Annotated in this window: 23 protein-coding genes and 1 pseudogene; 14 read left to right on the top strand and 10 right to left on the bottom strand. The window is 72.5% G+C overall.

Annotated elements, in window-relative coordinates:
- Positions 1-116 precede the first annotated feature (116 nt).
- The 4 genes from ACIQ8J_RS12310 to mug all read left to right on the top strand — a co-directional run bounded on the left by ACIQ8J_RS12310 (position 117) and on the right by mug (position 4,193).
- Complete coding sequence (locus tag ACIQ8J_RS12310) at positions 117-386, top strand: helix-turn-helix transcriptional regulator (protein WP_403270268.1); 270 nt, start codon at positions 117-119, stop codon at positions 384-386.
- 181 nt (positions 387-567) lie between these two features.
- Positions 568-2,064, top strand: coding sequence for a peptide deformylase (locus tag ACIQ8J_RS12305; RefSeq protein WP_403270271.1), 1,497 nt, complete (start codon positions 568-570; stop codon positions 2,062-2,064).
- 133 nt (positions 2,065-2,197) lie between these two features.
- Positions 2,198-3,640: an adenylosuccinate lyase gene (purB, locus tag ACIQ8J_RS12300; protein WP_403270272.1), complete on the top strand. Its 1,443-nt coding sequence runs from the start codon at positions 2,198-2,200 to the stop codon at positions 3,638-3,640.
- A gap of 13 nt (positions 3,641-3,653) precedes the next feature.
- Complete coding sequence (mug, locus tag ACIQ8J_RS12295; protein WP_403270505.1) at positions 3,654-4,193, top strand: G/U mismatch-specific DNA glycosylase; 540 nt, start codon at positions 3,654-3,656, stop codon at positions 4,191-4,193.
- A gap of 75 nt (positions 4,194-4,268) precedes the next feature.
- Here the strand turns inward: mug and ACIQ8J_RS12290 are convergent, their stop codons facing one another.
- From ACIQ8J_RS12290 to ACIQ8J_RS12280, 3 genes are all read right to left on the bottom strand, one after another.
- On the bottom strand, positions 4,269-4,703 hold the full coding sequence (locus ACIQ8J_RS12290; protein ID WP_403270275.1) for a hypothetical protein: 435 nt from the start codon (positions 4,701-4,703) through the stop codon (positions 4,269-4,271).
- A 66-nt stretch (positions 4,704-4,769) separates the two neighbouring features.
- The gene (locus ACIQ8J_RS12285) at positions 4,770-5,516 is read right to left on the bottom strand and encodes an ABC transporter permease (protein ID WP_403270277.1); all 747 of its coding nucleotides are present in this window, start codon (positions 5,514-5,516) and stop codon (positions 4,770-4,772) included.
- 3 nt (positions 5,517-5,519) lie between these two features.
- The gene (locus ACIQ8J_RS12280; protein WP_403270279.1) at positions 5,520-6,452 is read right to left on the bottom strand and encodes an ABC transporter ATP-binding protein; all 933 of its coding nucleotides are present in this window, start codon (positions 6,450-6,452) and stop codon (positions 5,520-5,522) included.
- 107 nt (positions 6,453-6,559) lie between these two features.
- On the opposite strand from ACIQ8J_RS12280, the gene ACIQ8J_RS12275 reads away from it, so the two are divergent.
- The 3 genes from ACIQ8J_RS12275 (at position 6,560) to ACIQ8J_RS12265 (ending at position 9,730) form a co-directional block, all read left to right on the top strand.
- Positions 6,560-7,732, top strand: a complete 1,173-nt coding sequence (locus ACIQ8J_RS12275) for a sensor histidine kinase (protein ID WP_403270281.1) — start codon at positions 6,560-6,562, stop codon at positions 7,730-7,732.
- 101 nt (positions 7,733-7,833) lie between these two features.
- Positions 7,834-8,484, top strand: a complete 651-nt coding sequence (locus ACIQ8J_RS12270; RefSeq protein ID WP_403270283.1) for a response regulator — start codon at positions 7,834-7,836, stop codon at positions 8,482-8,484.
- 88 nt (positions 8,485-8,572) lie between these two features.
- On the top strand, positions 8,573-9,730 hold the full coding sequence (locus ACIQ8J_RS12265) for an ROK family transcriptional regulator (RefSeq protein WP_403270286.1): 1,158 nt from the start codon (positions 8,573-8,575) through the stop codon (positions 9,728-9,730).
- Positions 9,731-9,828: 98 nt separating this feature from the next.
- Here the strand turns inward: ACIQ8J_RS12265 and ACIQ8J_RS12260 are convergent, their stop codons facing one another.
- On the bottom strand, positions 9,829-10,593 hold the full coding sequence (locus ACIQ8J_RS12260; RefSeq protein ID WP_403270289.1) for a GntR family transcriptional regulator: 765 nt from the start codon (positions 10,591-10,593) through the stop codon (positions 9,829-9,831).
- Between the two features lie 389 nt (positions 10,594-10,982).
- Between ACIQ8J_RS12260 and ACIQ8J_RS12255 the strand changes: the two genes are divergently transcribed.
- The gene (locus ACIQ8J_RS12255) at positions 10,983-11,852 is read left to right on the top strand and encodes an alpha/beta fold hydrolase (protein WP_403270292.1); all 870 of its coding nucleotides are present in this window, start codon (positions 10,983-10,985) and stop codon (positions 11,850-11,852) included.
- 9 nt (positions 11,853-11,861) lie between these two features.
- On the opposite strand, the pseudogene ACIQ8J_RS12250 reads toward ACIQ8J_RS12255, so the two are convergent.
- Positions 11,862-12,707 (bottom strand): annotated as a pseudogene (locus ACIQ8J_RS12250) (EamA family transporter); the annotation flags it as partial.
- Between the two features lie 47 nt (positions 12,708-12,754).
- On the opposite strand from ACIQ8J_RS12250, the gene ACIQ8J_RS12245 reads away from it, so the two are divergent.
- Positions 12,755-14,197, top strand: a complete 1,443-nt coding sequence (locus ACIQ8J_RS12245) for a PLP-dependent aminotransferase family protein (protein ID WP_403270295.1) — start codon at positions 12,755-12,757, stop codon at positions 14,195-14,197.
- Positions 14,198-14,222: 25 nt separating this feature from the next.
- Here the strand turns inward: ACIQ8J_RS12245 and ACIQ8J_RS12240 are convergent, their stop codons facing one another.
- Positions 14,223-14,633: a VOC family protein gene (locus ACIQ8J_RS12240; protein ID WP_403270298.1), complete on the bottom strand. Its 411-nt coding sequence runs from the start codon at positions 14,631-14,633 to the stop codon at positions 14,223-14,225.
- 286 nt (positions 14,634-14,919) lie between these two features.
- Here ACIQ8J_RS12240 and ACIQ8J_RS12235 point away from each other — a divergent pair, with 286 nt between their 5' ends.
- Positions 14,920-16,308 carry a GNAT family N-acetyltransferase gene (locus ACIQ8J_RS12235; protein WP_403270507.1) on the top strand — a complete coding sequence of 463 codons (1,389 nt, stop codon included), beginning with the start codon at positions 14,920-14,922 and terminating at the stop codon, positions 16,306-16,308.
- Positions 16,309-16,377: 69 nt separating this feature from the next.
- Positions 16,378-18,054: a DUF885 domain-containing protein gene (locus ACIQ8J_RS12230; protein WP_403270300.1), complete on the top strand. Its 1,677-nt coding sequence runs from the start codon at positions 16,378-16,380 to the stop codon at positions 18,052-18,054.
- 59 nt (positions 18,055-18,113) lie between these two features.
- On the opposite strand, the gene ACIQ8J_RS12225 is transcribed toward ACIQ8J_RS12230, so the two are convergent.
- Positions 18,114-18,599, bottom strand: coding sequence for a rhodanese-like domain-containing protein (locus ACIQ8J_RS12225; RefSeq protein ID WP_403270303.1), 486 nt, complete (start codon positions 18,597-18,599; stop codon positions 18,114-18,116).
- 95 nt (positions 18,600-18,694) lie between these two features.
- On the opposite strand from ACIQ8J_RS12225, the gene ACIQ8J_RS12220 reads away from it, so the two are divergent.
- On the top strand, positions 18,695-19,141 hold the full coding sequence (locus ACIQ8J_RS12220) for an Lrp/AsnC family transcriptional regulator (protein ID WP_403270306.1): 447 nt from the start codon (positions 18,695-18,697) through the stop codon (positions 19,139-19,141).
- 21 nt (positions 19,142-19,162) lie between these two features.
- Here the strand turns inward: ACIQ8J_RS12220 and ACIQ8J_RS12215 are convergent, their stop codons facing one another.
- The 3 genes from ACIQ8J_RS12215 to ACIQ8J_RS12205 form a co-directional block, all read right to left on the bottom strand.
- On the bottom strand, positions 19,163-22,177 hold the full coding sequence (locus tag ACIQ8J_RS12215; RefSeq protein ID WP_403270309.1) for an AAA family ATPase: 3,015 nt from the start codon (positions 22,175-22,177) through the stop codon (positions 19,163-19,165).
- Positions 22,174-23,328 (bottom strand): exonuclease SbcCD subunit D, encoded by a 1,155-nt coding sequence (locus ACIQ8J_RS12210; RefSeq protein ID WP_403270312.1) that lies wholly within the window; start codon positions 23,326-23,328, stop codon positions 22,174-22,176. Before ACIQ8J_RS12210 ends, ACIQ8J_RS12215 begins: the two co-directional genes overlap by 4 nt.
- A 72-nt stretch (positions 23,329-23,400) precedes the next feature.
- Positions 23,401-24,027: a YigZ family protein gene (locus ACIQ8J_RS12205; protein ID WP_403270314.1), complete on the bottom strand. Its 627-nt coding sequence runs from the start codon at positions 24,025-24,027 to the stop codon at positions 23,401-23,403.
- Positions 24,028-24,125: 98 nt separating this feature from the next.
- On the opposite strand from ACIQ8J_RS12205, the gene ACIQ8J_RS12200 reads away from it, so the two are divergent.
- On the top strand, positions 24,126-24,533 hold the full coding sequence (locus ACIQ8J_RS12200; protein WP_403270317.1) for a CoA-binding protein: 408 nt from the start codon (positions 24,126-24,128) through the stop codon (positions 24,531-24,533).
- Positions 24,534-24,634: 101 nt separating this feature from the next.
- Positions 24,635-25,498, top strand: a complete 864-nt coding sequence (locus ACIQ8J_RS12195; protein WP_403270320.1) for an alpha/beta fold hydrolase — start codon at positions 24,635-24,637, stop codon at positions 25,496-25,498.
- Positions 25,499-25,538: the final 40 nt, after the last annotated feature.

Raw genomic sequence — 25,538 nt, 5'->3', positions numbered from 1 at the left:
AATGTTAGGCCGGGCGGCAGAACCTTGTCAATATCAGTGCTGCAAAGTTGAGGAGGGATAGCGCCTTGATCGCCCGCGTGATGGACTTTGTGCATGCCATGGGGACAATGAGGGCCATGGCCGACCCGAACGCTGACTACTGGACCGTTGCCGACATCGCCGATCATTGGGGAGTGACGCCTCAGACGATCCGTACCTACAGATCGCGCAAGCGGGGCGAGCTGCCTGAGCCCGACAAGCTCTTCGGTCGATCTCCGGTGTGGAAGCCAGCGACGATCATCGGGTTCCAGCGCCCAGGACGGGGTGCGCGCACAGACCTGAAGGGCGAGGCCCCTGTCGCAGCTCCTGGTGATGCCGAGCCCGAGACGGAAGACAGCCAGGCCTGACGCGACACTGCCGGGCGGCGTGCCCTTGTAGTGCCGTCTGCCTAGCCCCTTGCAAGACGTCATGAGAACCGCCCTCCTCGTCATCTGCCGGACATGGCCAAGAAAGCCCGGCCGGAGCATGTGACGGCAGGTTGAGGACGGATCACTCACAGATCACTCACACGCACAGGCGGGAGGCCCGATGGCCACCGAGTACGGGGCGGCCGAAGCGTTCATTGCGGAGCTGAAGCGCTGGCGCGACGTGCGCGGCTGTTCCCAGTCGGAGTTGGGGAGGCGGGTCGGCTACTCGCCGTCCTACATCTCCAAGGTGGAGAACAACCAGCAGCGCCCGTCGGCCACTTTCGCCGACCAGGCCGACAGGGAGCTGCGGGCCAGCGGGGCCGTGCAGCGCGCCTACCGCGACCTGGAAGCCAGCAGGCGCGCCGTTCCGCACCAGCACTCCGCTGACAATTCACACGGTGAGCCGCACGCCGCAAACCTCGTCGTCGAGCACGAGGACGCCACCCTCCACTACGACGGCCGCGCCTACCGGGCCACGCAGCGCAGGAAGCTCTACAACGACAGCCCCGACCCCGTCACCCGGTACCTCATCCGCGTATCCGTGGACCGCTACCCCGGCAACCCGGAGCGCTCGAACCAGCACTACCGTGAGCACCCGCTCACCTGGGAAGAGATCAACCTCAGCGCACACATCGGCGGGGAGCCGATCGGCTGGCGCGTCCAGCACGACCGCGACGCGTTCAAGGAACTCTGGCTGCTCTTCGAGAACGAACACGGCCGATACCCGCTCTACCCGAGCGAGTCAGCATGGCTGGAGTACAGCTACACCGTCGGGGACGAGAAATGGGGTTCCTGGTACCAGCGGGCCATCCGCCTTCCGACCCGACACCTGGCCGTCCGGCTCGACTTCCCTGCCGATCTCGACCCCGTCGTCTGGGGCACTGAGACCACCACGACGGCCGCGGCCCTGCCGTTCCGCACCGCCATCCACCAGGCCGAAGAAAAGGGCCGGCGTCTCTTCGCCTGGAGCACCGATGACCCACCCCTGCACGCCCGCTACCGGCTGGAATGGAAATTCCGCGCCAGCCTCAAGACCGAGGAGACCCAGCAGGCCATGACCGCCACCCCGAGCGAGAGGATGCGCGCGGTCGGCGTCGTCCAGGAAGGTGACCCCATCCTGACGCGTCCCGCACGCCCGTTCACCCTGCCCGAGGAAGCCGAGGACGCCCGCCGGGTCGTCGCCGAACTCAACTCGGCAGCCGAACGCGCCGCCGCCGTCCACACCTTCGGCAAGGGGATGGGGATCGCCGCGCCTCAGATCGGCATCGACCGGGCCGCCGCCATTGTCCGGACCCCGGACGGCGAATCGGTGACGCTCTTCAACCCCCGCATCGTCGAGGAATCACCACAGACCGACGACCAGTACGAAGGCTGCCTGTCCTTCTTCGACGTCCGGGGCATGGTGCCGCGCCCGCTCGCCTTGCACGTCGAGCATCAGGGCATCGACGGGCATCAGCACATCACCATCTTCGAAATGGGCATGGCACGACTGGTCGCGCACGAAGTCGACCACCTGCACGGCATCCTGTACCGCGACCGGATGCGCCCCGGCGTCGACCCCATCCCCGTCTCCGAATACCGCGGAACAGGGCGCAGCTGGCAGTACGGCGCCGCCTGACTGGCAGGGGCTTCGTCTCACACCTTTCTCACAGACTGGGGCGAGTGCTGCGGCCAGGTTGCCCCCGACCTGGGCTGTATGGACGGTACGGACGCGCTCAGCCCGCCAAAAACGGCAGGTAAGCTCTCGACACGTGACTGCTGTGTCTGCGAAGCCTCGCATCCCGAACGTTCTGGCCGGCCGCTACGCCTCCGCGGAGCTCGCCGTCCTCTGGTCCCCCGAGCAGAAGGTCAAGCTGGAGCGCCAGCTGTGGCTCGCCGTGCTGCGCGCCCAGAAGGACCTGGGGATCGAGGTGCCCGAGGCCGCACTCGCCGACTACGAGCGCGTCATCGACCAGGTCGACCTCGCCTCCATCGCCGAGCGCGAGAAGGTCACCCGGCACGATGTGAAGGCCCGCATCGAGGAGTTCAACGCGCTCGCCGGGCACGAGCAGGTCCACAAGGGCATGACCTCCCGCGACCTGACCGAGAACGTCGAGCAGCTCCAGATCCGGCTGTCGCTGGAACTGATGCGGGACCGCACGGTCGCCGTCCTGGCCCGTCTCGGCAAGCTGTCCGGTGAGTACGCCGAGCTGGTCATGGCCGGGCGCTCGCACAATGTGGCCGCGCAGGCCACCACCCTGGGCAAGCGTTTCGCGACCGCGGCCGACGAGCTGCTCGTGGCGTACGGCCGCCTGGAGGACCTCCTCGCCCGCTACCCGCTGCGCGGGATCAAGGGCCCGGTCGGCACCGCCCAGGACATGCTGGACCTGCTGGGCGGCGACGCCTCGAAGCTGGCCGACCTGGAGCAGCGCATCGCGGGCCACCTCGGCTTCGCGCACGCCTTCACCTCGGTCGGCCAGGTCTACCCCCGCTCGCTCGACTACGACGTGGTGACCGCGCTGGTGCAGCTGGCCGCCGCGCCGTCCTCGGTCGCCAAGACGATCCGCCTCATGGCCGGGCACGAGCTGGTCACCGAGGGCTTCAAGCCGGGCCAGGTCGGCTCGTCCGCGATGCCGCACAAGATGAACACCCGCTCCTGCGAGCGCGTCAACGGCCTGATGGTGATCCTGCGCGGCTACGCCTCGATGACCGGAGAGCTGGCGGGCGACCAGTGGAACGAGGGCGACGTCTCCTGCTCGGTGGTCCGCCGGGTCGCGCTGCCCGACGCCTTCTTCGCCTTCGACGGGCTGCTCGAAACCTTCCTGACGGTCCTCGACGAGTTCGGCGCGTTCCCCGCCGTCGTCGCCCGTGAGCTGGACCGCTACCTGCCGTTCCTGGCCACGACGAAGGTCCTGATGGCCGCCGTCCGCGCCGGGGTCGGCCGGGAGGCCGCGCACGAGGTCATCAAGGAGCACGCGGTCGCCTCCGCCCTCGCGATGCGCGAACAGGGCGCCGAGCGCAACGAGCTCCTCGACAGGCTGGCCGCCGACGAGCGCATGCCGCTCGACCGGGCCCAGCTCGACGCGCTCATGGCCGACAAGCTGTCCTTCACCGGTGCGGCCGGCGATCAGGTCACCGCGGTGGTCTCCCGCATCGAGGAGATCATCAAGCAGCATCCGGCGGCCGCCGGTTACACCCCGGGCTCGATCCTCTGATCCTGCTCCCATGCTGACTCCCGAGGAACTCCGGGCCGCCCGCGACACCGTCATCCCCGACGTGATCACGGGCGGCCTGTCCGTGCTGTTCTGCGGCATCAACCCCAGCCTGATGTCGGGCGCCACGGGCCACCACTTCGCCCGTCCCGGCAACCGCTTCTGGCCGGTGCTCCATCTGTCCGGCTTCACTCCGAGGCAGTTGCAGCCCTCGGAGCAGCATGAGCTCCTCTCGTACGGTCTCGGCATCACCAATGTGGTGGCGCGGGCCACCGCCCGTGCCGACGAGATCGGGGCCGAGGAGTTCCGTGAGGGCGGGCGACTGCTGACGGCGAAGGTGGAGCGCCTGCGGCCGCGCTGGCTGGCCGTCGTCGGGGTGACCGCGTACCGCACGGCCTTCGGCGACCGCCGGGCCCAGATCGGCCCGCAGGAGCACACGATCGGCTCGACCAGGGTGTGGGCCCTGCCCAACCCCAGTGGTCTCAACGCCCATTGGACCGCCCGCACCATGGCTGAGGAGTACGGCCGGCTGCGCCTCGCGGCGGACACCCCCTAGGATTCCCTGCCGCCCTGCGGGCTCTGGGCCTGTGCGCCCGAACCGCGCCGACGGGCTCGGCGCCCCTCGCGGGCCCTAGGGAGGGTCCACCTCCGTCACCGTGACGCTCAGGTCCCACCCCGGGCCTTCCTCCTCCAAATCGAGGCCCACCGCGATCCACCGGCCGTCGACCCGCCACAGGTTCAGGAAGTCGAAACCGACGGCGAACTCCGCCCACGGCTCCGGTATCACCTCGCCCGCCACCAGCCGGGCCTGGGCGCTCCAAAGGCTGATCCACTGCGGTTCCTGCCAGCGGTGGGTGAGCTCCGCCACCAGGGCATCGTGGTCGGCGACGCACTGCGCACGCTTTGCGAGCCGTTCCGTCAGGTCCTCCCACTCCTCCTCGTCGGCGCTCAGGCATGAGGAGTGGTATCCCGGCCCGCTCACACCCGAGCTGCTTCGGCTGCGCTCCGGGGGGAATTCCCGGGAGCGCAACCAGTCGATGTGCTGGAGATACAGGGCGGTGGTCATGCCGTCAGTAAACCGCCCGGCACTGACAATTGGCGGTTCCTCAGCACCCGGGCCGCCTCGTTCCGGTCAGGCGTCCCGCCGTCGCAGCGCCCACCAGCCGGCGGCCGCCGCGAGCGCCGTCCACCCCGCCAGCACGGCCATCCCGCTCCACGGCCCCAGCGTCCCGGCCGGATCCTGGAGCAGCACCTGCCGGCCCGCCCGGTCCGGCAGGAAGTCGGCCGCGCCGCCGCCCTGCGACACATCCCCGACCACGAAGGGGACGATCAGGAACAGCGGTACGAGCACGCTCAGCGCGCCGGTGACACTGCGCAGCAGAGCGCCGACTCCCGCCGCCAGCACGCTGATCAGAGCCAGGTAGAGCGCGCACCCCATGACCGCGCGCAGCGCGCCCGGATCTCCGATGCCTATGCCGAAGCCCTTGTCCATCAGCGCCTGGCCGCCGAGGAAACTGATCAGGCTGGCCACCAGGCCCACGGCGAGGACGCAGCCGCCCACCAGCGCGAGCTTGGCCCCGTAGAACAGCCCCCTGTTGGGCACGGCCGCCAGGGATATCCGGATCCCGGCGTTCTTGTATTCACCCGCCATCGCGATGACACCGAAGATGATCGCGGCCAACTGGCCGAAATTCAGGCCGTAGTAGGAGAACAGAATGGGGTCGAAGTTTGTGCTGCCGCGCTCCGGGCGGCCGAGCGAGCCGCACATGAGGAGGGAGAGGCCGGCCGTCGCGACGGGCACGGTCAGCAGCGAGCCCACCAGGGAGCGCAGCGAACGGATCTTGATCCACTCGGTGTGGAGCACTGCGGGGTACGACATGGTTCACGCCTCCTGTGTCGCGGTCGAGCGGGCGGATGCGTACTCCGCCTCATCTGCGGTCAGATCGAGGTAGGCCTGTTCCAACGTGGCTTCCTCATTGGCGAGTTCGAGTATCGGGATGCCCTCGCGTGCGGCGATCGGACCGATCTCGTCGATCCGCGCGCCCTGCACCGTCCAGCGCCCGTCCTCCTCCTGGACCGGCTCGAAGCCCTCGCCGGTCAGGACCGCCCGCAGCCGGGCACCTTCGGTGGTGCGCAGCCGGACCTTCGGCCGGATGCGGGAGTCGATGAAGTCCTGCATCGGGGTGTCGGCGAGCAGCCGTCCCCGGCCGAGGACGACCAGGTGGTCGGCGAACGAGGCGGTCTCGTTCATCAGGTGGCTGGAGACGAGCACCGTCCTTCCTTCGCGGGCGAGGCCTCGCATCAACTCCCTTGTCCAGATGATCCCTTCGGGGTCGAGGCCGTTCGACGGCTCGTCCAGGATCAGGACCGCCGGGTCGCCGAGCAGGGCGGCCGCTATCCCGAGCCGCTGCCGCATCCCGAGCGAGAACGTCCTGATCCGGCGGCCCGCGACACTCGCGAGCCCGGCTTCCTCAAGGACCTCGCCCACGCGCCGCACCGGTATGCGGTTGCTCACCGCGAGGGCCAGCAGATGGTTGCGGGCCGTGCGGGAGCCGTGCGCGGCCTGGGCGTCGAGCAGCGCACCCACTTCGCGCAACGGGTCCGCCATGTCCGCGTACCGACGGCCGCCGATCAGCGCGGTGCCCGAGGTCGGCCGGTCGAGGCCGAGCAGGATGCGCATCGTGGTGGACTTGCCCGCGCCGTTGGGGCCGAGGAAGCCGGTGACCCGGCCGGGCCGCACCCCGAACGTGAGGCGGTCCACGGCCCGCGTGGTGCCGTACTCCTTGCAGAGCTCTTGGACGTCGATCCTTGTCATGCCCCAAGCCTGCCCGTCGGCCCAGGTCAGGGGCCTCCCCCGACGGTGGGGAGCGTCTCCCCCGCACGGGGGAGCCGCCGGGATCATCGCGCTGCGACGATGGGCGAATGCGCCGCTCTCTTCGCCTGCTGGCCCGTCCGGTCACGTACACCCGATGGCTGCATCTGCTCATCCCCGTCGCGTTCGTGGCCATGTGGCTGTTCATCGACACGGACCGGCTGTATGTCCTCGGGCTGCTCGTCGTGCCGCTCGGGCTGATTCCGGCGGTGCGTCTCGAAGAGGGCATACAGGCGCAGTTGCTGCTCACGCCAGGCGAGCGGGGCCGGCCCGACGCGTCCATCACGGTCGCGCCGTCGGCCACTTGGCGCGACCGCTGGCGGACCGTGCTCTGGCTGGAGGCCCGGCTCGTGCTGTCCGGCCTGGCGATAGCGGCGACGGTCTGGCTGCCCATGCTGTCCCTCGACCTGGTGGCCCGTGGACTGGGCGGGCCGCCGCTCCTCTTGGGCTGGATGACGTCGTGGCATCCGCACGGGTGGCTGGTGCCCCTCGCAGTGGTTCCGATCGCCGTCATGCTGGTCTGTCTGGTCCTCGCCGGGGACCTTGTCACCTTCCTCGCCCGCAGGCTGCTCGGGCCGTCGGCGGCCGAGCGGCTCACCGCACTGGAGGAGCGCACCGAGCTGCTCCTTGAGCGCAACCGCATCGCCCGCGAGATCCACGACTCCATCGGCCATGCGCTGACCGTCGCCGTCGTGCAGGCGGGTGCGGCCCGCGCGGCCAAGGATCCCGCCTTCACCGACCGGGCGCTCGCGGCGATCGAGGAGACCGGCCGGGCCGCGCTGGAGGATCTGGAGCGGGTGCTGCTCGTGCTGCGCGAGACGGGCCTGCCGGCCAGTCAGCGGCCCACACTCCTGGAGGCCGACCGGCTCATCGAGTCGGCCCGCAGTTCGGGCGCCCGGGTCGACGCCGAGTTCTCGGGCCCCCTGGAGCAGGTGCCGGGCCCGGTGTCGCGGGAGGGGTACCGCATTCTCCAGGAAGCGCTGACCAATGTGCTGCGGCACTCGGGCCCGGTGCCCGTCCGGGTCCGTATGGCCGTGCTCGGCATGCGACTTGAGATGGATGTGACCAATCCGCTGACGGGGGCGGCGCCGAGCGGGAAGGGCGGCAGCGGACTGCGCGGGATGCGGGAGCGGGCCGCGCTGCTCGGCGGGCAGGCGGAGTCGGGACCGTACGAAGGCGAGTGGCGGGTGCGGGTGCGGCTGCCGCTGGACAGCCTGGTGTGAGGGCCCGTGTCCATACCCCGCCCAGTCCTGCGGCGTCCGGCACGAGCGAGGTTGTCCACAGGCCCCGGAGCCCTTCCGCGACCTGCCACTACGCTGGCCGGATGCCGGTAACCGTTCTTCTGGTCGACGACGAGCCCCTGGTCCGCGCGGGGCTGCGGGCCGTGCTCGAAGCACAGCCCGACATCGAGGTGGTGGGCGAGGCCGCCGACGGCGCGGCCGTGATCCCCCTGGTGCGGCAGCTGCGCCCGGACGTGGTCGCGATGGATGTGCGGATGCCGCTGCTCGACGGGATAGAGGCGACCCGGGCCGTGCTGCGCACGGTCCAGGACCCGCCGAAGATCCTCGTCATCACGACCTTCGAGAACGACGAGTACGTGTACGAGGCGCTGCGGGCGGGGGCCGACGGCTTCCTGCTCAAGCGGGCCCGGCCCACCGAGATCGTCAACGCGGTGCGGCTGGTGGCCGAGGGCGATTCGCTGCTGTTCCCGGCCGCGGTGCGCGCACTCGCCGCCGAGTACGGCAGCGCCTCGGCGCGCACGGCGCTCGCCGAGGCGGCGCTCACCGACCGGGAGGCCGCGGTGCTGCGGCTGATGGCGCGGGGGCTGTCCAACGCGGAGATCGCCGCCCACCTCATCGTCGGCACGGAGACCGTGAAGACGCATGTCAGCGCCGTGCTCGCGAAGTTGGGCGCCCGCGACCGCACCCAGGCGGTCATCGCCGCGTACGAGTCCGGTTTCGTCGCCCCGAGCTGATGCGTCTCCGTTACCGGCCGCCGCTCGCCGTACACCTGACCAGCGAGTACGATCCGGCAGACACGCGCACGAGCTGGGAGGACACACGTTGGGGCGGCTGACCGGCGGGGACCCCTCTCTGCTGCGGCGGATCAATTCCGCGGTGGTGCTGCACGCGCTGAGAGGCGCGGAATCTCCCACGCTGACCGATCTCACCCGGATCACCGGGCTGTCCCGGCCGACCGTCGAGGGTGTGGTCGAGGGCCTGATGGAGGCGGGGCTCGTAGTCGAGTCGGCGCCCGAGGAGGGCGAGGCCCGGCGTCAGGGCCGGCCCGCCCGGCGGTTCCGGTTCCGCGCCGAGGCGGGGCACCTGCTCGGCATAGAGATCGGCCCGCACCGGGTCGCCGTGCTGCTCTCCGGTCTGGACGGCCGGATCTTGGGCGCGGGTTCGCGCGAGGTCCCCGAGGCCGCTTCGGCCGACGAGCGCCTGGAGCGGGTCCGCCTGACCGTCGCCGATGTGCTGCGCCGGGCGGGCGTGGCGCGCAGTTCGCTGCGGGCGGTGGGCGTCGGCAGCCCCGGGATCGTCGAGGCGGACGGCACCGTGCGGCTCGGCACCGCGCTGCCGGAGTGGACGGGCCTGCCGCTGGGAGAGCGGCTGCGTCGCTCCTTCCGGTGCCCGGTCCTGGTCGAGAACGACGCGAACGCCGCGGCCGTGGCCGAGCACTGGAAGGGTGCGGCCACCGACTCCGACGACATCGTCTTCGTCATGGCGGGCCTGAGCCCGGGGGCCGGTTCGCTGATCGGCGGGCGGCTGCACCGGGGCTTCGGCGGCGCGGCCGGCGAGATCGGCGCGCTGCATCTGCTCGGCCGCGATGTCACGCCCGAGAAACTGCTCTCCACGACGGACGAGCCGCTGCACCCGCTGGACGAGCAGGCGGTCGCCGATGTGTTCGCGCTGGCCAAGCAGGGCGATGCGCGGGCGCAGGCCGCGGTGGAACGGTTCCTCCAGCGGCTGGTGCACGATGTGGCCGCGCTGGTGCTCGCCCTCGACCCGGAGCTCGTCGTCGTGGGCGGCTGGGCGGCCGGCATAGACGGCGTACTGGAGCCGCTGCGCCGGGAGTTGGCGCGCTACTGTCTGCGGCCGCCGCGGGTCGCGCTGTCGATGCTGGGCGAGGCGGCGGTGGCGACGGGCGCGCTGCGCCTCGCCCTCGACCACGTGGAGGAAGAGCTGTTCGCCGTCGAAGGAACGGTCACGGCACGGCGCTGAGGCGTCTTGAAGGAACGGTCGCGGGCGCTGGGGCGCCGTCGAGCACAACGGCCCGCAGCTCCGGGAGCTGCGGGCCGTGCGGTGTGCGGGGCAGCCGGTCAGGAGGCCTGGCGCTGCTGGCCGGGGTGGCTGATCTCCAGGTCGCCCGAGTCGCCGAAGGTGAGGCGGCAGGTGTCCGCGCGGTAGGTGGCCACCGAAACGGCCGCGGTGCGGCCCGCGGAGAAGTACCGGGTGGTCACGACGAGGACGGGGGCGCCGGGCAGGCGGTCGAGTTCCTTGGCGTCGTCGGCGCGGGCCGAGCCGAGTTCCACCGCGCGGTCCTGGCCTTCGAGTTCGAGGCGCCGCAGTTCGCGCAGTACGGCGCGGCCGCGGGCCGGGCCCGAGGGCGCGTCGATGGCGGAGAGCTCGGGCACCGAGCCGGCCGGGACGTAGAGGAGTTCGGCGGCGACGGCCTGGCCGTGGCTCACCCGGATCCGGCGGACGGTGTGCATCTCCTCGCCGGTCGCGGCCTCGAAGAGACGGGCCACCGCGGCGGGCACGGCGGCTGCCGTCGCATCGGCGGTCTGCCAGTCGTCGCCGGGCGCGCCGGGCCAGTCGTGCCGCGCGGTGGCGACGGAGACGGCGGTGCGCGGCGGGGCGACGGTGGTGCCGACCCCGCGGCGGCGCTGGAGCCGGCCTTCGAGTTCGAGCTGTTCCAGTGCCTGTCGCAGGGTGGCGCGCGCGACGCCGAACCGGGCTGCGAGATCACGCTCGTTGGGCAGGATCTCGCCCACCGCGAAGTCCGAGTCGAGCGCCTCGCTGAGTACCGTCTTGAGGTGCCAGTACTTCGGTTCCGGCACCGATTCCAGCTGCGTGGTCCCCACCCTGATCCTCCGCAATCGCCGTGTGCGCGGCGGGTTTCCGTGCCCTTGTTTATTAAAGGTTCCTGCACTAACTCTGCGACCATAGGGCGGCACACCCCCTTGGTCAAGACCAATCCTCCTTCCGTTACGGAGCGAACACGGGGGTTGCCGCAGAGCGTTCACACGACGTTCGTGCCCCTGTGAGGACACCGCCCCAGGCCTGGACGGGTGGGGGGACGTATCCGGATTTCGAATGGTGGGGCCCACCGGGCCGACGTACCGGCGCGGGCGACACACCGGCGCGGGCGGTGGCGGACTTGTCCGGTACGTCTCTTGAACTCCAAGCTACCGAGCGGTAATTGTTGCTGACAGGACGTCTAAGTGTGGATCCCAGGACAGGGAGCAGCAGCATGGCCGCAGAGGTCTCGTTCATGGTCGACACTCCCCGGGGGAGCCGCGCCGTCTCCGTCACCTACCGCAGACAGGGCACGGGCGAACCGCTCCTGCTGCTCCACGGCATAGGGCACCACCTCCAGGCCTGGGACCCGGTCTTCGACCTGCTCGCCGCCGAGCGCGACGTGGTCGCGATCGACCTGCCCGGTTTCGGTACGTCGCCCGGCCTTCCGGACGGCGTCTCCTACGGCCTGTCCACCGTCGTCCCGGTCCTCGCCGCACTCTGCGAGGCCCTGGAGATCGACCGGCCGCATGTCGCGGGGAACTCGCTCGGCGGGCTGCTCGCCCTGGAGCTGGGGCGCGAGAAGCTCGTACGGTCCGTGACGGCGCTCTCCCCCGCGGGCTTCTGGACGCCGTCCGAGCGGCAGTACGCCTTCACGGTCCTGCGGACGATGCGTCAGGTGGCACAGGCGCTGCCGCTGCCCGTCATCGAGCGGATGTCCCGCACGGCCGCCGGGCGCACCGCGCTGACCAGCACCATCTACGCCCGGCCCGGCCGGCGCTCACCGGAGGCGGTCGTCGCCGAGACGCTGGCGCTGCGCGGGGCGCCCGGCTTCGAGCAGACCCTGGCCGCCGGCCGGGAGGTGCTGTTCGCCGACGACGTGCCCGGGGTGCCGGTGACCGTCGCATGGGGCAGCAAGGACCGGCTGCTGCTGCGCCGCCAGGGCGTCCGCGCCAAGCACACCGTCCCGGGCGCCCGGCTCGTGCGGCTGCCCGGCTGCGGCCACGTGCCCATGAACGACGACCCCGCCCTGGTGACGCGCGTCATCCTGGACGGAAGCCGCACCGTCGACGGCGTCCCCCGCACCGGGGCCCAGTACCCCTAGGACGACTCCGGCGCCGACCAGGGCGCTGCCCGCGGCCTGGGCGACTCCGTAGGAACCCGTACCGACGAAGGGTGCGGTGAAGGCGGCCGCCACCGGGATCAGGCCGGAGAACAGCGTCGCCCGCTCGGCGCCGATCCGCTGCATCCCGCTGTACCAGCAGACGAATCCGATGACGGTGACGACCGCGGCCTGCCACAGCAGCGCGACGGCCTCGGTCGGATCGGGAACTTTCAGCGCCGCGCTGCCATTGAGTACGGCCGCGGCCAGCGCCGACTCGACGGCGGCGACCGCGCACACGGTCGCCGAGAGGAGTCGGGGGCCCAGCGGTCGCAGAACGGGCACGGCGAGCACCGCGAATCCCACCTCGCCGAGCAGCGCCACGACCGAATAGGCGATCCCGGCCGGGTCGGTGCGGCCCCAGCCCTGCACGGCGAAGGCCCCCGCCGCCACGAGCAGCGCCCCGTACAGCGCCGGCCGGGCGGGGCGGCGCCCGTCGAGGAGCGGTACGAGCACCGCCACCACGACCGGCGCGCAGCCGACGAAGACGCCGGGAACGGCCGGTTCGGCGGTGCGTTCCGCGGCGAGCACGGCCAGGTTGAAGCCAACCATCCCGACCGCGGCGAGCAGCGCGAGGCGCCCCCATGAACGCGTGCCGAGCCCGCGCAGCGGTGCGGCGGCGCCACGGCCGAGCAGCGGCAGGAGAAGGAGCAGGGCGAGTCCGTAGCGCAGGGCCTGGCCGCTCGCGTACGGGTAGTCGCCGAGGAGGCTGTTCGCGGTGAAGGAGCCGCCGACCAGGACACAGGCGGTGGCGGCGAGCGCCGCGCCGCCGAGGCGGGTCACGTTCGTGGGGTGCATGGGGTCGACGCTAGGGAGCTCGGCGGCCCCGTTTAAGGTCCACTTCCATGATGCCATCGGGGACCAATGCGGCACCGGGCGAGGGCTCGACGGCGTGGCACGCGGCCTGGGAGCTGCTGCTGCCCGCCGCCGCGGCACCGGCCCGGCAGCGCGGCCGGATGCTCCAGTCGGCGCTGCGCGAGTCGGTGCGTTCCGGGCGGCTCACGGCCGGCACCCGACTGCCTTCCAGCCGTGAACTCGCCGCCGATCTGGGGGTTTCGCGCGGTCTGGTGACGGAGACGTACGAGCAGCTGACCGCCGAGGGCTATCTGCGCAGCGACCGGGGATCGGGGACCTGGGTGGGTGATGCGGCACGCGCCGCGCCCGCGCCGCGGGTCCGCGACCTGGCGCCGCGGCCGTCCGGCGCGGTGGCCGACTTCCTGCCGGGGACGCCGGACCTGTCCTTGTTCCCGAGGGCGGCCTGGGCCGCCGCGCACAAGCGGGTCCTCTCCGGGCTGCCGCACCGGGCGCTGGGGTATCCGGATCCGCGCGGGATTCCGGAGCTGCGCACCGCGCTGGCCGGACTGCTCGCCCGCAGGCGCGGCGTGGTCGCGGATCCGGAGCGGATCGTGGTGTGCTCGGGGGTGGCGCAGGCGATGACGCTGCTCGGATTCGCCCTGGCCGAGCGGGACTTCACCGCCGTCGGGGTGGAGGACCCCGGCAGCCCCGAGCACGGCGCGCTGTTCGCGTCCGCCGGGGTGCGCACCGTACCGCTGCCGCTCGACGCGGAGGGACTGGCCACCGGTCCGCTGCGCGCGAGCGGGGTGCGGGCCGTGGTGACCACTCCGGCCCATCAATTCCCTTCCGGAATCGGGTACTCCGCCGACCGGCGGGCCCAACTCCTCGACTGGGCACGCTCGGTGGACGGGGTGATCGTCGAGGACGACTACGACGGCGACTTCCGCTACGACAGGGCGCCGGTGGGCGCGCTCCAGGGCCTCGACCCGGAACACGTCGCCTACACCGGCTCGGTGAGCAAGTCACTGGCGCCCGGACTGCGGCTCGGCTGGCTGCTCGCGCCGGAGCGGCTCCGCACGGCCGTCGTCGCGCGCAAGCGCACCATGGACCTCGGCAACCCGTCCCTCGACCAGGCCCTGCTGGCCGACTTCATCGCCAGCGGTGCCTACGACCGCCAGCTGCGCCGCTGCCAACGCGCCTACCGCGAGCGCCGGGACGCTCTGATGACCGCCCTCGCGCAACACTTTCCCGGCGCCCGGGTCAGCGGCATCGCGGCCGGACTGCACGTCATCGTGCGGCTGCCCGAGCGGTACGGACCCGAGCCGGAGTTCCTCGATCGGGCGGCCCGCGCGGGCGTGGCCGTCCGCCCGCTCGCCGACTACGGCACCGCGGCGGCGCCCCGCGCGGGGGTGACGCTGGTCCTCGGGTACGCCCATGTGGCGCCCGGCGACATCAGGCGGGGAATCCGGCTCCTCTCGGAAGCGGCCCGCTAGCCGCGGCGTCGGGCGGGCCGCCCCGTCAGGCGTTGGACCAGCCGCGCTTGCAGAGCACCAGCCGGTATCCGTCCGGGTCGGCCACCGTCACACCCCATTGGTTCCAGTACGGGTTCGGCGACCGGACGCGTACGCCGCCGTGCTCCACCAGGCGGCCCACCAGTTCCTCGGGCACCTCCTCGTCCAGGTAGACGACGAGCAGGTCCTCCTCGGTCGGCCGCGGTTCGACCGGGTGGCCCGCCTCGTGCACCAGCTCCAGATGCCAGTCGGCGTCCGGCCAGCCGAGCATCAGGAGCGCGTGCTCGCCCGGCACGTCACCGCCCTCGGCCCGGTAGACCACCTTCAGGCCGAGGCCCCCGACCCAGAAGCGCTCGGCCGCCGCGAGGTCGCGGGACGGCCGGGCGATGCGGATGTGCGAACGGCCACCGATGGGCATGCGCTCCCCCTCTGTCTGCCGGGCCGCCCCCGTCGGCGTCCCGTACCCGCAAACGTAACCACCCAAGATCGGCCGGTCGATCGTCCGTTGGCCCTGGGTCGATGGGCCTAGGGCCGTTGGGCGCGGGGCGGTTCGGTACCCTTCACCCAGGTCGAACACTCCAGGCCACGGCCGGTAAAAAACAGCCAAAAGAGCACCAGAAGCACACTTAACCCGTCAGTCACAAAGCGTTCGTGATCACGCAACACCGCTGAGTCACAGTGATGCCATGACTGATATGCAGGGATTGAGCTCCGAGAAGCACGCCCGCCGCCGACACCACTGGCGACGGGACCTGGTGGAACTCGCCGCGCTGTTCACGGCCGTGGCCGTCGCCGACGGGCTCGCGAACCTGGTCGCGCACGGTCCCGACGGGCCCTTCCTGCTGGTCGCCTCGGCCGTGGCCCTCGTCGCCACGGCGGCGTTCCACACCTGGTGGGCCCGCCGCCACAGCCATGCGCCGCCGGTCCTCGATACCGGCGGCACAGCGACCGGCTCCGACAGCGGGAACACCCGGGGCGCCGCGGCCGGGAGCGCGCCCCGCGAGACGGCGCTGTGGCGGATGCGGACGACCGTACGGGACGAACCCGGCAGCCTCGCCGCGCTCTGCACCGCGCTGGCCGGGCACCGCGTGGACATCCTCACGCTCCAGACGCATCCGCTCGCCGACGGCACGGTGGACGAGTTCCTGCTGCGTACGCCCGCCGCGCTGCCGGCCGCCGAACTGTCCCGGGCGATCGCCGCGGTGGGCGGCAGCGACACCTGGATCGAGCGGGCCGACGCCCACGACCTCGTGGACGCGCCGACCCGGGTGCTCGGCCTCGCCACCCGCACCGCGCTGGACGCGGCCGAACTCCCGCTCGCGCTGCGCCAGTTGCTCGGCCGCTGCACCATCCACTCGCTGCCGGCGGTCTCCCTGACCGGCCGGCCCACCGGTGAGACCGCCCCCGTCGAGGGCGTACTGGAAGCGACCACCATGCGGCTGCGCGACCCGAACGGCGGGGCGATCACCATCGAGCGGCCCCATCTGCCCTTCACCCCCACCGAGTTCGCCAGGGCCCGCGCGCTGATCGAGCTGGACGCCCGCCTCGGCCCGCGCATCCCGCGCAGCGAGGACGTCCTGACCCTGCCCGAGGGCAACGAGATCACCGTACGGCGGGCCGGCCAGAGCGACATCGAGGCCGCCAAGGCCATGCACGAGCGCTGCTCCGAGCGCACGTTGAGCCTGCGCTACCACGGCCCCGTCGGCGACGCCGACCGCTACCTCGGGCACCTGCTCAGCCCGCGCTTCGGCCGCACCCTCGCCGTGCAGACCGCCTCGGGCCGCCTGGTCGCGCTCGGCCATCTGCTCTGGGACGGTGACGAGACCGAGGTCGCGCTGCTCGTCGAGGACGACTGGCAGCGCCGCGGCATCGGCTCCGAACTGCTGCGCCGCCTGGTCGAGCTCGCCGTCGAGGCCCGCTGCGACAGCGTCTACGCCGTCACCCGGGCCGCCAACACGGGCATGGTCGCGGCCATGCGCGGCCTGGGCCTGCCCCTCGACTTCCAGATCGAGGAGGGCACCCTGGTCGTCACCGCCCGCCTCGGCAAGAGCGCCGCCGTAACCCGGGCCGCCGGGGCCCCGCGTCGCGTGTGAGGTGACCCGGTCAGGCACACCGACAGGATTGGTGGTGACGCGGAGCCCTCGCTCGTAGAGGATGTCCGCATGTCAGTCTCTTCCAGCAGCGCGCTGCCCCGCCAGGTCGCCGACGCCTACGTCGACGCACTCATCGAACTCGACCCGATCACCGGGAGCTATCTGGGCGTCAGGGCGAGCCACGCCCTCCTTCCCGACTTCTCCCCCGCAGGACAGTCGGCCCTGGCCGACCTGGCGCGCACCACGCTCGCCCGCCTCGACGAGGCCGAGCGGCAGCCCGGCGCGGACAGCGACGCCGAGCGGCACTGCGGCCGGCTGCTGCGGGAGCGGCTGACCTCCGAACTCGCCGTGCACGATGCGGACGAGGCGCTGCGCACGGTCAGCAATCTGCACTCGCCGGTGCACAGCGTCCGGATGGCGTTCACCATCACGCCGACGGAGACCGAGGAGGACTGGAAGGCGATCGTCTCCCGGCTGGGCGCGGTGCCGGCCGCCGTCGAGGGCTACCGCGCCGCGCTGGAACTGGGCCTGGAACGCAAGCTGTTCGGCGGTCCGCGCGCCACCGCCACCGTGATCGGCCAGCTCGGCGAGTGGGTCGACACCCGCTTCTTCGAAGAGTTCGCCGGACCGGGACCCGAGGCGCTGCGCGGCGAACTCGACGCGGCGGCCGGCGAGGCGTCCGCCGCCGTCGCCGCGCTGCGCGACTGGCTGCGCGACGTGTACGCGCCCGCTGTCGAGGGAGCCCCCGACACGGTGGGCCGCGAGCGGTACCAGCGCTGGTCGCAGTACTACAACGGCACGGCTCTCGACCTGGACGAGGCGTACGCCTACGGCTGGTCCGAATACCACCGGCTGCTGGGCGAGATGAAGTCCGAGGCCGCCAAGATCCTGCCCGGCGCGGGCCCTTGGGAGGCCCTCGCCCACCTCGACGAGCACGGCACGCACATCGAGGGCGTGGACGAGGTGCGCGACTGGCTCCAGGCCCTGATGGACGAGGCCATCGAGGCGCTGGACGGCACGCACTTCGAACTCGCCGAGCGGGTACGGAAGGTGGAGTCCCACATCGCGCCGCCCGGCGGCGCGGCGGCGCCGTACTACACGGCCCCCTCCGAGGACTTCTCGCGCCCTGGCCGCACCTGGCTCCCGACGATGGGCGAGACCCGCTTCCCGGTGTACGACCTGGTGTCGACCTGGTACCACGAGGGCGTGCCGGGCCACCACCTCCAGATCGCGCAGTGGGTGCACGTCGCCGACCAGCTCTCCCGCTACCAGGCCACCGTCGGCCACGTCAGCGCCAACGCCGAGGGCTGGGCCCTGTACGCGGAGCGCCTGATGGACGAGCTGGGCTTCCTCACCGACCCCGAGCGCCGGCTCGGCTACCTGGACGCGCAGATGATGCGCGCCTGCCGGGTGATCATCGACATCGGCATGCACCTGGAGCTGGAGATTCCGGCGGATTCGCCGTTCCACCCGGGCGAGCGCTGGACGCCGGAGCTGGCCCACGAGTTCTTCGGCAGCCACAGCAGCCGGCCCGCCGACTTCGTACAGAGCGAGCTGATCCGCTATCTGTCGATGCCGGGGCAGGCGATCGGCTACAAGCTGGGCGAGCGGGCCTGGCTGCTCGGCCGCGAGAAGGCCAGGGCCCGGCACGGCGACGCCTTCGACCCGAAGGCCTGGCACATGGCTGCCCTTTCGCAGGGCTCGCTCGGCTTGGACGACCTGGTGGACGAACTCGCCAAGCTCTGACGCGGGGTGGGGCGGCGCGTACCCCGGGCCGCCCCGCACTCCCCTGTGACAGGGTCGCGTCAGCAGCCGCAGTCCTCCGAGTCGACCGGCGCGGTCAGCGGGTCGGCGGCACGCTGCTCGCGGCCCTCCCACGTCTCGAACGCGAAGCCCTCACGCACCCAGTACTCGAAGCCGCCCAGCATCTCCTTGACCTGGAAGCCGAGTTCGGCGAGCGCGAGGGCGGCACGGGTGCCGCCGTTGCAGCCGGGGCCCCAGCAGTACGTGACGACCGGCACGGACTTGTCCAGGAACTGCTCGGCCTGCTCGGCGATGAGGGCGGTCGGCAGGTGGACGGCGCCGGGGACATGGCCCTGGTCCCAGGACGCGGTGGAGCGGGAGTCCACAACCACGAAGCCCGGCTCGCCCTCGGCGGCGAGCGCGGCGGCCACGTCGGAGACGTCGGCGTGGAAGACGAGACTGGCGCGGAAGTAGGCGGCGGCGTCGGCGGGGGCGGCGGGGGCCACGCGCAGGACCGGGTTCGCGGGGGCGGTGAGCTCTGTAGTCATGGCTGAAAATCTATGTGGCGATGATCAACTCCCGGAAGGCCCGATCCCCGGAACATCTCTTGATCTGCCGGGGATTTCACTGTTGTCTGGTCGCCATGACCGAGTATTCCCCGGACGCCACGGACTGGCGCATCCTGCAGGCCCTCCAGCAGGAAGGACGGGCCAGCTTCGCCGAGCTGGCCCGTACCGTGTCGATGTCGGCGAGCGCCGTCACCGAGCGGGTACGGCGCCTTGAGGAGGCCGGAGTGATCGCGGGGTACACGGCCGTGGTCGACCAGGAACGCCTCGGCCGGCCGATCCTCGCCTTTGTGCGCCTGCGCTATCCGAACGGCCATTACAAGCCGTTCCACGATCTGGTGGACGCGACGCCGGAGATCATGGAGGCGCACCATGTGACGGGCGACGACTGCTTCGTGATCAAGGTGGGCGCCCGCTCCATGAGCCACCTGGAGGAGATCTCCGGGAAGATCGGCTCGCTGGGTGCCGTGACGACGAGCGTGGTCTATTCGTCCCCGCTGCCCAGGCGCGCCATCGGCCGCTGAGCGCGGGCCCGGCTCGCGCTCTCAGCCCTCGCCTGCCCCGCCCCGCAGCCGCACCGTCGACCCCGCCCGGTCCTTCACCACTTCCAGCTGGACGGGGATGCGGCGGCGCAGGTCGCCGACGTGGCTCACGATGCCCACGCTGCGGTCGCGTTCGCGCAGCGAGTCCAGTACGTCCAACACCTCGTCCAGGGTCTGGTCGTCGAGGCTGCCGAAGCCCTCGTCGATGAACAGGGTGTCGAGCCGCGCCCCGCCCGCCTCGTCGGTGACGACATCGGCCAGGCCCAGGGCCAGCGCGAGGGAGGCGAAGAACGTCTCGCCGCCGGAGAGCGTCGCGGTGTCCCGCTCGCGGCCCGTCCAGGCGTCCACGACGTGCAGCCCGAGGCCCGAGCGCCCGCGGCCGCCCCTGGCGTCGGAGTGGACCAGGGTGTACCGCCCGCCGGACATGCGCTGAAGCCTTGCCGTGGCGGCGGCCGCGACCTGTTCGAGGCGGGCGGCCAGCACATAGGACTCCAGGCGCATCTTGCGCTCGTTGTCGGCGGAGGTGCCCGCGGTGAGCCCGGCGAGGCGGGCCACCCGCTCGTGCTCCTCGCGCAGCGGGCCGATCCTGCGGGTCTCCTCGGCGGCCCGGCCGCTCAGCGCGTGCAGTTCGGCGCGGCGGGACCGGGCGGCCGCGAGCGCCGACGCGGCGTCCCGCAGGGCCCGTTCGGCCTCGGCGAGCTCGGCCGCGGCCTGCTCGGTGCGGGCCTGCGGGAGCAGTCCGGCCGCGGCCGTCTCCGGTTCCGCGAGGCGCGCGGTGACCGCGGACTCCTGCTGCTGCCACGCGTCGAGCCGGTGCTGGATGTCCCGCTGGCCCCGCTCGTCGATCATGGCGGCCGATGCCGCGGCGGGGGTGTCGAACCCGGCCCGGAAAGCCGCATCCGACAGGCGTCCGTCGGCCTCCTTGAGCCGCTCGGAGGTGGCCTCGACGGCGCGGACCGCCTCCACTGCCTCGGCGAGGATGGCCGTGCGGTGCTCAAGGAGCGCGGCCTGCTCGGCGACGCTCGACGCCCCCGCCCGGACTTCGCTCAACTCGCCTTCCAGGGCGGCCTGTTCCTTGTCCAGCGCTTCGCGGCTCGCGGTGCGGGCGGCGATGTTCTGCTGCGCGGCGCGCTGTGCGGCGATGCGCTGCTGGTGCTCGCGCTCCGCCGCGGCGAGCGCCTCGCGTGCCTCGTGCAGCCCGGCCGCCGTGGCCCGCGCCGCCCGGTGCTCCCGCTGCAACTCCCCCGCCGCGTCGGCCAGTTCGGCGACGCTCGCCGTGCCCGCCTCAGCCCGCGCCCCCGCGAGCTCCTCCCGTACCGAGGACAGGGCGAGCTCGGCCTCGGCGCGGGTCTGCTCCGCCCGCCGGTACGCGTCCTGCGCGGCGTCCTCGGTGGCGCGGTCGACCTGGCCGGTGCCGGGGCGGGCGGGCGCGGGGTGGTCGACCGAGCCGCACACCGTGCAGGCCTCGCCGTCGCGGAGCCCCGCGGCCAGTTCGGCCGCGATGCCGCGGAGCCGCTCCTCGCGCAGCGCGAGCCAGTGTTCGTGGGCGGTGTTGGCGGCCTCGCGGGTGTCGATGTGCCGCTGGTCGGCCGCCGTCAGACGGGTGTGCAGCGCATCGCGCGCGCGGGCGGCGTCCAGGCGGCGCAGGGCCGGTTCGAGCCGACCGGCCAGCTGTTCCGCGCGCGTCGCCGCTTCGTGGGCGGCGTCGATCCGCCTCTGGTGGCCGAGCCGGGCGGCCTCCCAGCCCGCGAGCCAGGCCGCGGTGTCGGTCAGTACGTCCTCGTCGGCGCGGGCCTGCCGGTCGAGGCGGGCGCGCTCGTCGCCGATCTCGGCGCTGCGCCGCTCGGCCCGGCGGGCGGACTCCAGGGCGCCGAGGTCGTGGCGCATCTTCCGCTCCAGGGCGGCGAGTTGCTCCGCCCCGGCGTCGGCGAGCTCGGGATGCAGCCGGGCGCGGGAGCGATCGCGTTCGGCGGCGGCCGTGCGATGCTCGCGCTCCGCCTGCTCCCGCCATTGCAAGGCGGGCGAGACCCGCTCCGCCTTGCGGGCCGTGTCGAGGCGGGTGCGCAGCGCGTCCCGGTCGGGTCGGCGGGCCGCCAACTCCTCGGCGCGGTCCCGGGCTTCGGCGTACCGCTCCTGGAGGGCGGCGAGCTGCCGGGCCTCTTCGGCGGTGCGGCGCGCGGCGGCCTGCCTGCTCTCGGCGGCGGCCACGGCGGCCGAGGCGATGTCGAGCCGTTCGTGCGCGCCGCTGCGCGCGACGGCCGCCCATTGCAGGACGGCCGATGCCAGGCCCGGGTCGCCCGGCCTGGCGTCGGGCAGCGGCCAGTCGCACGCGTCGGCGCTGTCGCCCGCGGCCTGCGCCATGCGCTCGGCGAAGGCCAGCAACTGCCCGTCGCCGTCCTTGACTTGACGCTCGGCCCTCTTGCGCAGTTCGGCGAGGCGGTCCTCCACGGCGGCGAACCTGCGGGTGTCGAAGAGCCTGCCGAGGAGCTGGCCGCGCTTCTCCGCGTCCGACCGCAGGAACTTCGCGAACTCCCCCTGCGGCAGCAGCACGACCTGGCAGAACTGCTCCCGGCTCATCCCGACGAGCTGCCCGATCTCCTCCCCGATCTCCTGGTGCGAGCGGCTCAGTGCCCGCCAGGCGCCGGCGGCCGGGTCGTACTCGCGCAGCCAGGTCTGCGCCTTCTCGGTGGTGAAGCCGGTGCCCTTCTTCTTGGGCCGTTCCTGCTGCGGGCGGCGGGTGATCTCCAACCGCCGCCCGCCCACGGTCAGTTCGAGCAGCACCTCGGTGAGGGTGTCCGGCGCCGCGTGGTCGCTGCGCAGGACGGTGGCGGCGCTCTGGCGGGCGCCGGGCACGGCTCCGTACAGGGCGAAGCAGACCGCGTCGAGCACCGAGGTCTTGCCGGCGCCGGTCGGTCCGTGCAGCAGGAAGAGCCCGGCGGTGGACAGCGTGTCGAAGTCGACCTCCTGGGTCCCCGCGAAGGGGCCGAAGGCCGTGACGCGCATGCGGTGCAGCCTCACCGGGCCACCTCGCGCACGCCGTCGTCCACCCGTACGGCGTCGAACGCCCCTTGCAGCACGGTCCGTTCACGGTCGTCCGGTCCGCTGCCGCCGCGTACATGCGCCACGAAATCCTCCGCGATCTGCTGGTCGCTGCGGCCGCTGAGCCGCTGGGCGTACGAGGCGTGCGCGTCCTCGTCGGCCCGTTCCGGGTCGAAGGCCAGGCTCAGCGTGTGCGGGAAGCGCGCGGCGAGCCGGGCCATGGCGTCCGTCGGCCGTACCGCGTCGGTGAGGGTGGCCTCGACCCACGCTTGTTCGTGCCGGGTCAGCGCCGGGTCTTCGAGGAGTACGTCGAGGTGGCCCCGGATCCGGGCGAGCGGGCGGGGCACCGGGCAGTCGATCCGCTCGGCCGTGATGCCCGAGTCGGCGGCGAGGTCCACGAGCCACATGGATTTGCGGTGGGTGGCCTCCGAGAAGGAGTAGGCGAGCGGCGAGCCCGAGTAGCGGACCCGGTCGGTGATCACCTGGCTGCCGTGGAGGTGGCCGAGGGCCACGTAGTCGACGCCGTCGAAGACCCCGGCGGGCACGGCGGCCACTCCCCCCGCGGTGATGTCGCGCTCGCTGTCGCTGGGCTCGCCCCCGGCCACGAAGGCATGCGCGAGGACGACGGACCGGGTGCCGTCGGGGCGCGCCGCGAGGTCGGCCCGGACGCGCTCCATGGCCGCGCTCAGCACCGCCTCGTGCCCGGCCTTCGGCGCCGCCAGCTCGTCGCGGACCAGCGCGGGCTCCAGGTACGGCAGTCCGTAGCAGGCCACGTCACCGATCATGACCGGGGTGCCGCAGCCCGCCGGGTCGGTGCGCAGATGGATCCCGGCCCGCTGGATCAGCCCGGCCCCGACGCCGAGCCGGCGCGCCGAGTCGTGGTTCCCGGAGATCATCACGGTCAGCACCCCGGCGTCGGCGAGGCTGTGCAGCGCCCGGTCGAAGAGGTCGACGGCGGCGAGCGGCGGCACCGCGCGGTCGTACACGTCCCCCGCCACCAGGACGGCGTCCACCTCGCGGTCACGCACCGTCGCCACCAGGTGGTCGAGGAACGCGGCCTGGGCACCGAGCAGGTCGACCCGGTGGAAGGACCGGCCCAGGTGCCAGTCCGAGGTGTGGAGGAATCGCATGATCCCCGAGGGTAACGGTGGCGTCTGACATCACGGGCGGTAACCGGGACATCCGGCCGTTGCCCCCCCGCCTCAGGCGTCCCCGTACGCCTCTCCGCCCAGCTCCAGGGTGGCCGTGCCGGCCGTGGCGTCGGCGAGCCAGGCGCGGAAGGCCGCCACGTCGGCCTCGGGCAGCCCGATCCCGATGGTCACGGCCTCCGCGTAGCGCACCTCGCGCACCGCGCGGCCCGTCGCCCTCAGGTCGTTCTCCAGCTTGCCCGCGCGCTGGTGGTCGACGGTGACAGTGGCCAGCCGGAACCGCTGGCGCACGATGGTGCCGAGCGCGTCCAGGGCCTCGCCGACCACTCCCCCGTACGCCCTGATCAGACCGCCCGCACCGAGCTTGACCCCGCCGTAGTACCGGGTGACGACAGCGACGACGTACCGCACCTCGCGCCGGGTCAGCATCTGGAGCATGGGCACTCCCGCGGTGCCGCCGGGTTCGCCGTCGTCACTCGCCTTCTGTACGGACGCGTCGGCGCCGATGACGTACGCGAAGCAGTTGTGGGTGGCCGTCGGGTGCTCCTTGCGGATGCGGGCGACGAACGCCTGCGCCTCCTGTTCGGTCGCGGCGGGCGCGAGCGCGCAGATGAAGCGCGATCTGTTGATCTCGCTCTCGTGCACGCCCTCTCGGGCGATGGTCCGGTACTGCTCCTGCATCCGCCCACCCTATGCGGCGTACGGCGGGAATCCTTCGGCGCGGCCGCCCGTTACCACGAGGACAGTGACACGTGGCACGGCACCACCGGAGGCGGCCCATGTACGGCGACCAGGAGACCATCCGCAGGATCCTCACCGGCAGCGGTGACACCTGGGCCGTCGTCGGTCTCTCCACGCATGAACACCGCGCCGCCCATGGAGTCGCCCGGGTCCTCCAGCGCTACGGCAAGCGGATCGTGCCCGTCCACCCCAAGGCGGAGACCGTGCACGGCGAGCAGGGGTACGCCTCGCTCGACGCGATCCCGTTCCCGGTCGATGTCGTGGACGTCTTCGTCAACAGCGGCCTCGCCGGAGACATCGCCGACCAAGCCGTCGCCATCGGCGCCAAAGCGGTCTGGTTCCAGCTCGAGGTCATCGATCAGGACGCGTATCACCGCACCCGCGCCGCGGGGCTCGACATGGTCATGGACCGCTGCCCCGCGATCGAGATACCGCTCCTCGACTGAGGCCGGCGGGCCCGGTCCGGCGCATTCGGCGAGTGCGGGTATGTACCACTGAATGGCACACGCTCATACTGTCGCCAACCAGACCTACGGGGAGGCACCAGTTGGGGGAGCTGATTCGTACCAGGGACGGGCGGGACTTAGCAGTCGAGAACTACGGGAACCCGCAGGGCAGGCCGGTGTTCCTGCTGCACGGCACCCCGGGGAGCCGGCTGGGTCCGGCGCCCCGCAGTGCGGTGCTGTACCGCCTCGGCGTCCGCCTCATCACCTTCGACCGGCCGGGGTACGGCGATTCGGACCGGCTGCCGGGGCGCCGGGTGGCGCATGCGGCCGCGGATGTGGAGGCGATCGCCGACGCGCTGGACATAGACGAGTTCGCCGTGGTCGGGCGGTCCGGCGGCGCCCCGCACGCGCTCGCCTGCGCGGCGCTGCTGCCGGACCGCACGGCGCGGGCGGCAGCCCTGGTGGGCATCGCGCCGCGCGATGCCCAGGGGCTCGACTGGTTCGAGGGGATGACCGAGTCCAATGTGCGGGAGTACATCAACGCGGCTGCCGGGAAACGGCAGTTGACCGCCGCCCTGGAGATGCGCTCGATCACCATCCGTGCCGATCCCCGGCGTTCGGTGGACGACATGCGGCACCGGCTGCCCAAGTCGGACCGGGGGATCGTCGCCGACGCGGGGATCCGGGCGATGCTGGAGCGCAACTTCGAGGAGGGGCTGCGCAGTTCCGCCGACGGCTGGGTGGACGATGTGATGGCGTTCAGCACCGACTGGGAGTTCCGGCTTGAGGACATCACCGCTCCGGTGCTGCTGTGGCACGGCGAGCAGGACGTGTTCGCGCCCGTACAGCACACCCGCTGGCTGGCCGAGCGCATTCCCGGCGCCCAGCTGATAGTCGAGCGGGGCGCGGCGCACTTCGGGGCCCTGCGGGTGCTCACCCGCGTGCTGGGCTGGGCCACTTGGTGAGCCACCGGCAGCGCCCGGACCCAAGGGCCCGAGCGCTCCC

The sequence above is a fragment of the Streptomyces sp. NPDC094147 genome (assembly GCF_044764265.1).
GTDB lineage: Bacteria > Actinomycetota > Actinomycetes > Streptomycetales > Streptomycetaceae > Streptomyces.
This window is presented reverse-complemented; position numbering and strand designations above follow the sequence as displayed.

Bases quoted from the DNA above. Each gene is read 5' to 3' on its own strand.
- ACIQ8J_RS12310 (WP_403270268.1), top strand. From the start codon at position 117: ATGGCCGACCCGAACGCTGACTACTGGACCGTTGCCGACATCGCCGAT.
- ACIQ8J_RS12305 (WP_403270271.1), top strand. From the start codon at position 568: ATGGCCACCGAGTACGGGGCGGCCGAAGCGTTCATTGCGGAGCTGAAG.
- ACIQ8J_RS12290 (WP_403270275.1), bottom strand. From the start codon at position 4,703: ATGACCACCGCCCTGTATCTCCAGCACATCGACTGGTTGCGCTCCCGG.
- ACIQ8J_RS12285 (WP_403270277.1), bottom strand. From the start codon at position 5,516: ATGTCGTACCCCGCAGTGCTCCACACCGAGTGGATCAAGATCCGTTCG.
- ACIQ8J_RS12280 (WP_403270279.1), bottom strand. From the start codon at position 6,452: ATGACAAGGATCGACGTCCAAGAGCTCTGCAAGGAGTACGGCACCACG.
- ACIQ8J_RS12275 (WP_403270281.1), top strand. From the start codon at position 6,560: ATGCGCCGCTCTCTTCGCCTGCTGGCCCGTCCGGTCACGTACACCCGA.
- ACIQ8J_RS12270 (WP_403270283.1), top strand. From the start codon at position 7,834: ATGCCGGTAACCGTTCTTCTGGTCGACGACGAGCCCCTGGTCCGCGCG.
- ACIQ8J_RS12255 (WP_403270292.1), top strand. From the start codon at position 10,983: ATGGCCGCAGAGGTCTCGTTCATGGTCGACACTCCCCGGGGGAGCCGC.
- ACIQ8J_RS12245 (WP_403270295.1), top strand. From the start codon at position 12,755: ATGATGCCATCGGGGACCAATGCGGCACCGGGCGAGGGCTCGACGGCG.
- ACIQ8J_RS12240 (WP_403270298.1), bottom strand. From the start codon at position 14,633: ATGCCCATCGGTGGCCGTTCGCACATCCGCATCGCCCGGCCGTCCCGC.
- ACIQ8J_RS12230 (WP_403270300.1), top strand. From the start codon at position 16,378: ATGTCAGTCTCTTCCAGCAGCGCGCTGCCCCGCCAGGTCGCCGACGCC.
- ACIQ8J_RS12225 (WP_403270303.1), bottom strand. From the start codon at position 18,599: ATGACTACAGAGCTCACCGCCCCCGCGAACCCGGTCCTGCGCGTGGCC.
- ACIQ8J_RS12220 (WP_403270306.1), top strand. From the start codon at position 18,695: ATGACCGAGTATTCCCCGGACGCCACGGACTGGCGCATCCTGCAGGCC.
- ACIQ8J_RS12210 (WP_403270312.1), bottom strand. From the start codon at position 23,328: ATGCGATTCCTCCACACCTCGGACTGGCACCTGGGCCGGTCCTTCCAC.
- ACIQ8J_RS12205 (WP_403270314.1), bottom strand. From the start codon at position 24,027: ATGCAGGAGCAGTACCGGACCATCGCCCGAGAGGGCGTGCACGAGAGC.
- ACIQ8J_RS12200 (WP_403270317.1), top strand. From the start codon at position 24,126: ATGTACGGCGACCAGGAGACCATCCGCAGGATCCTCACCGGCAGCGGT.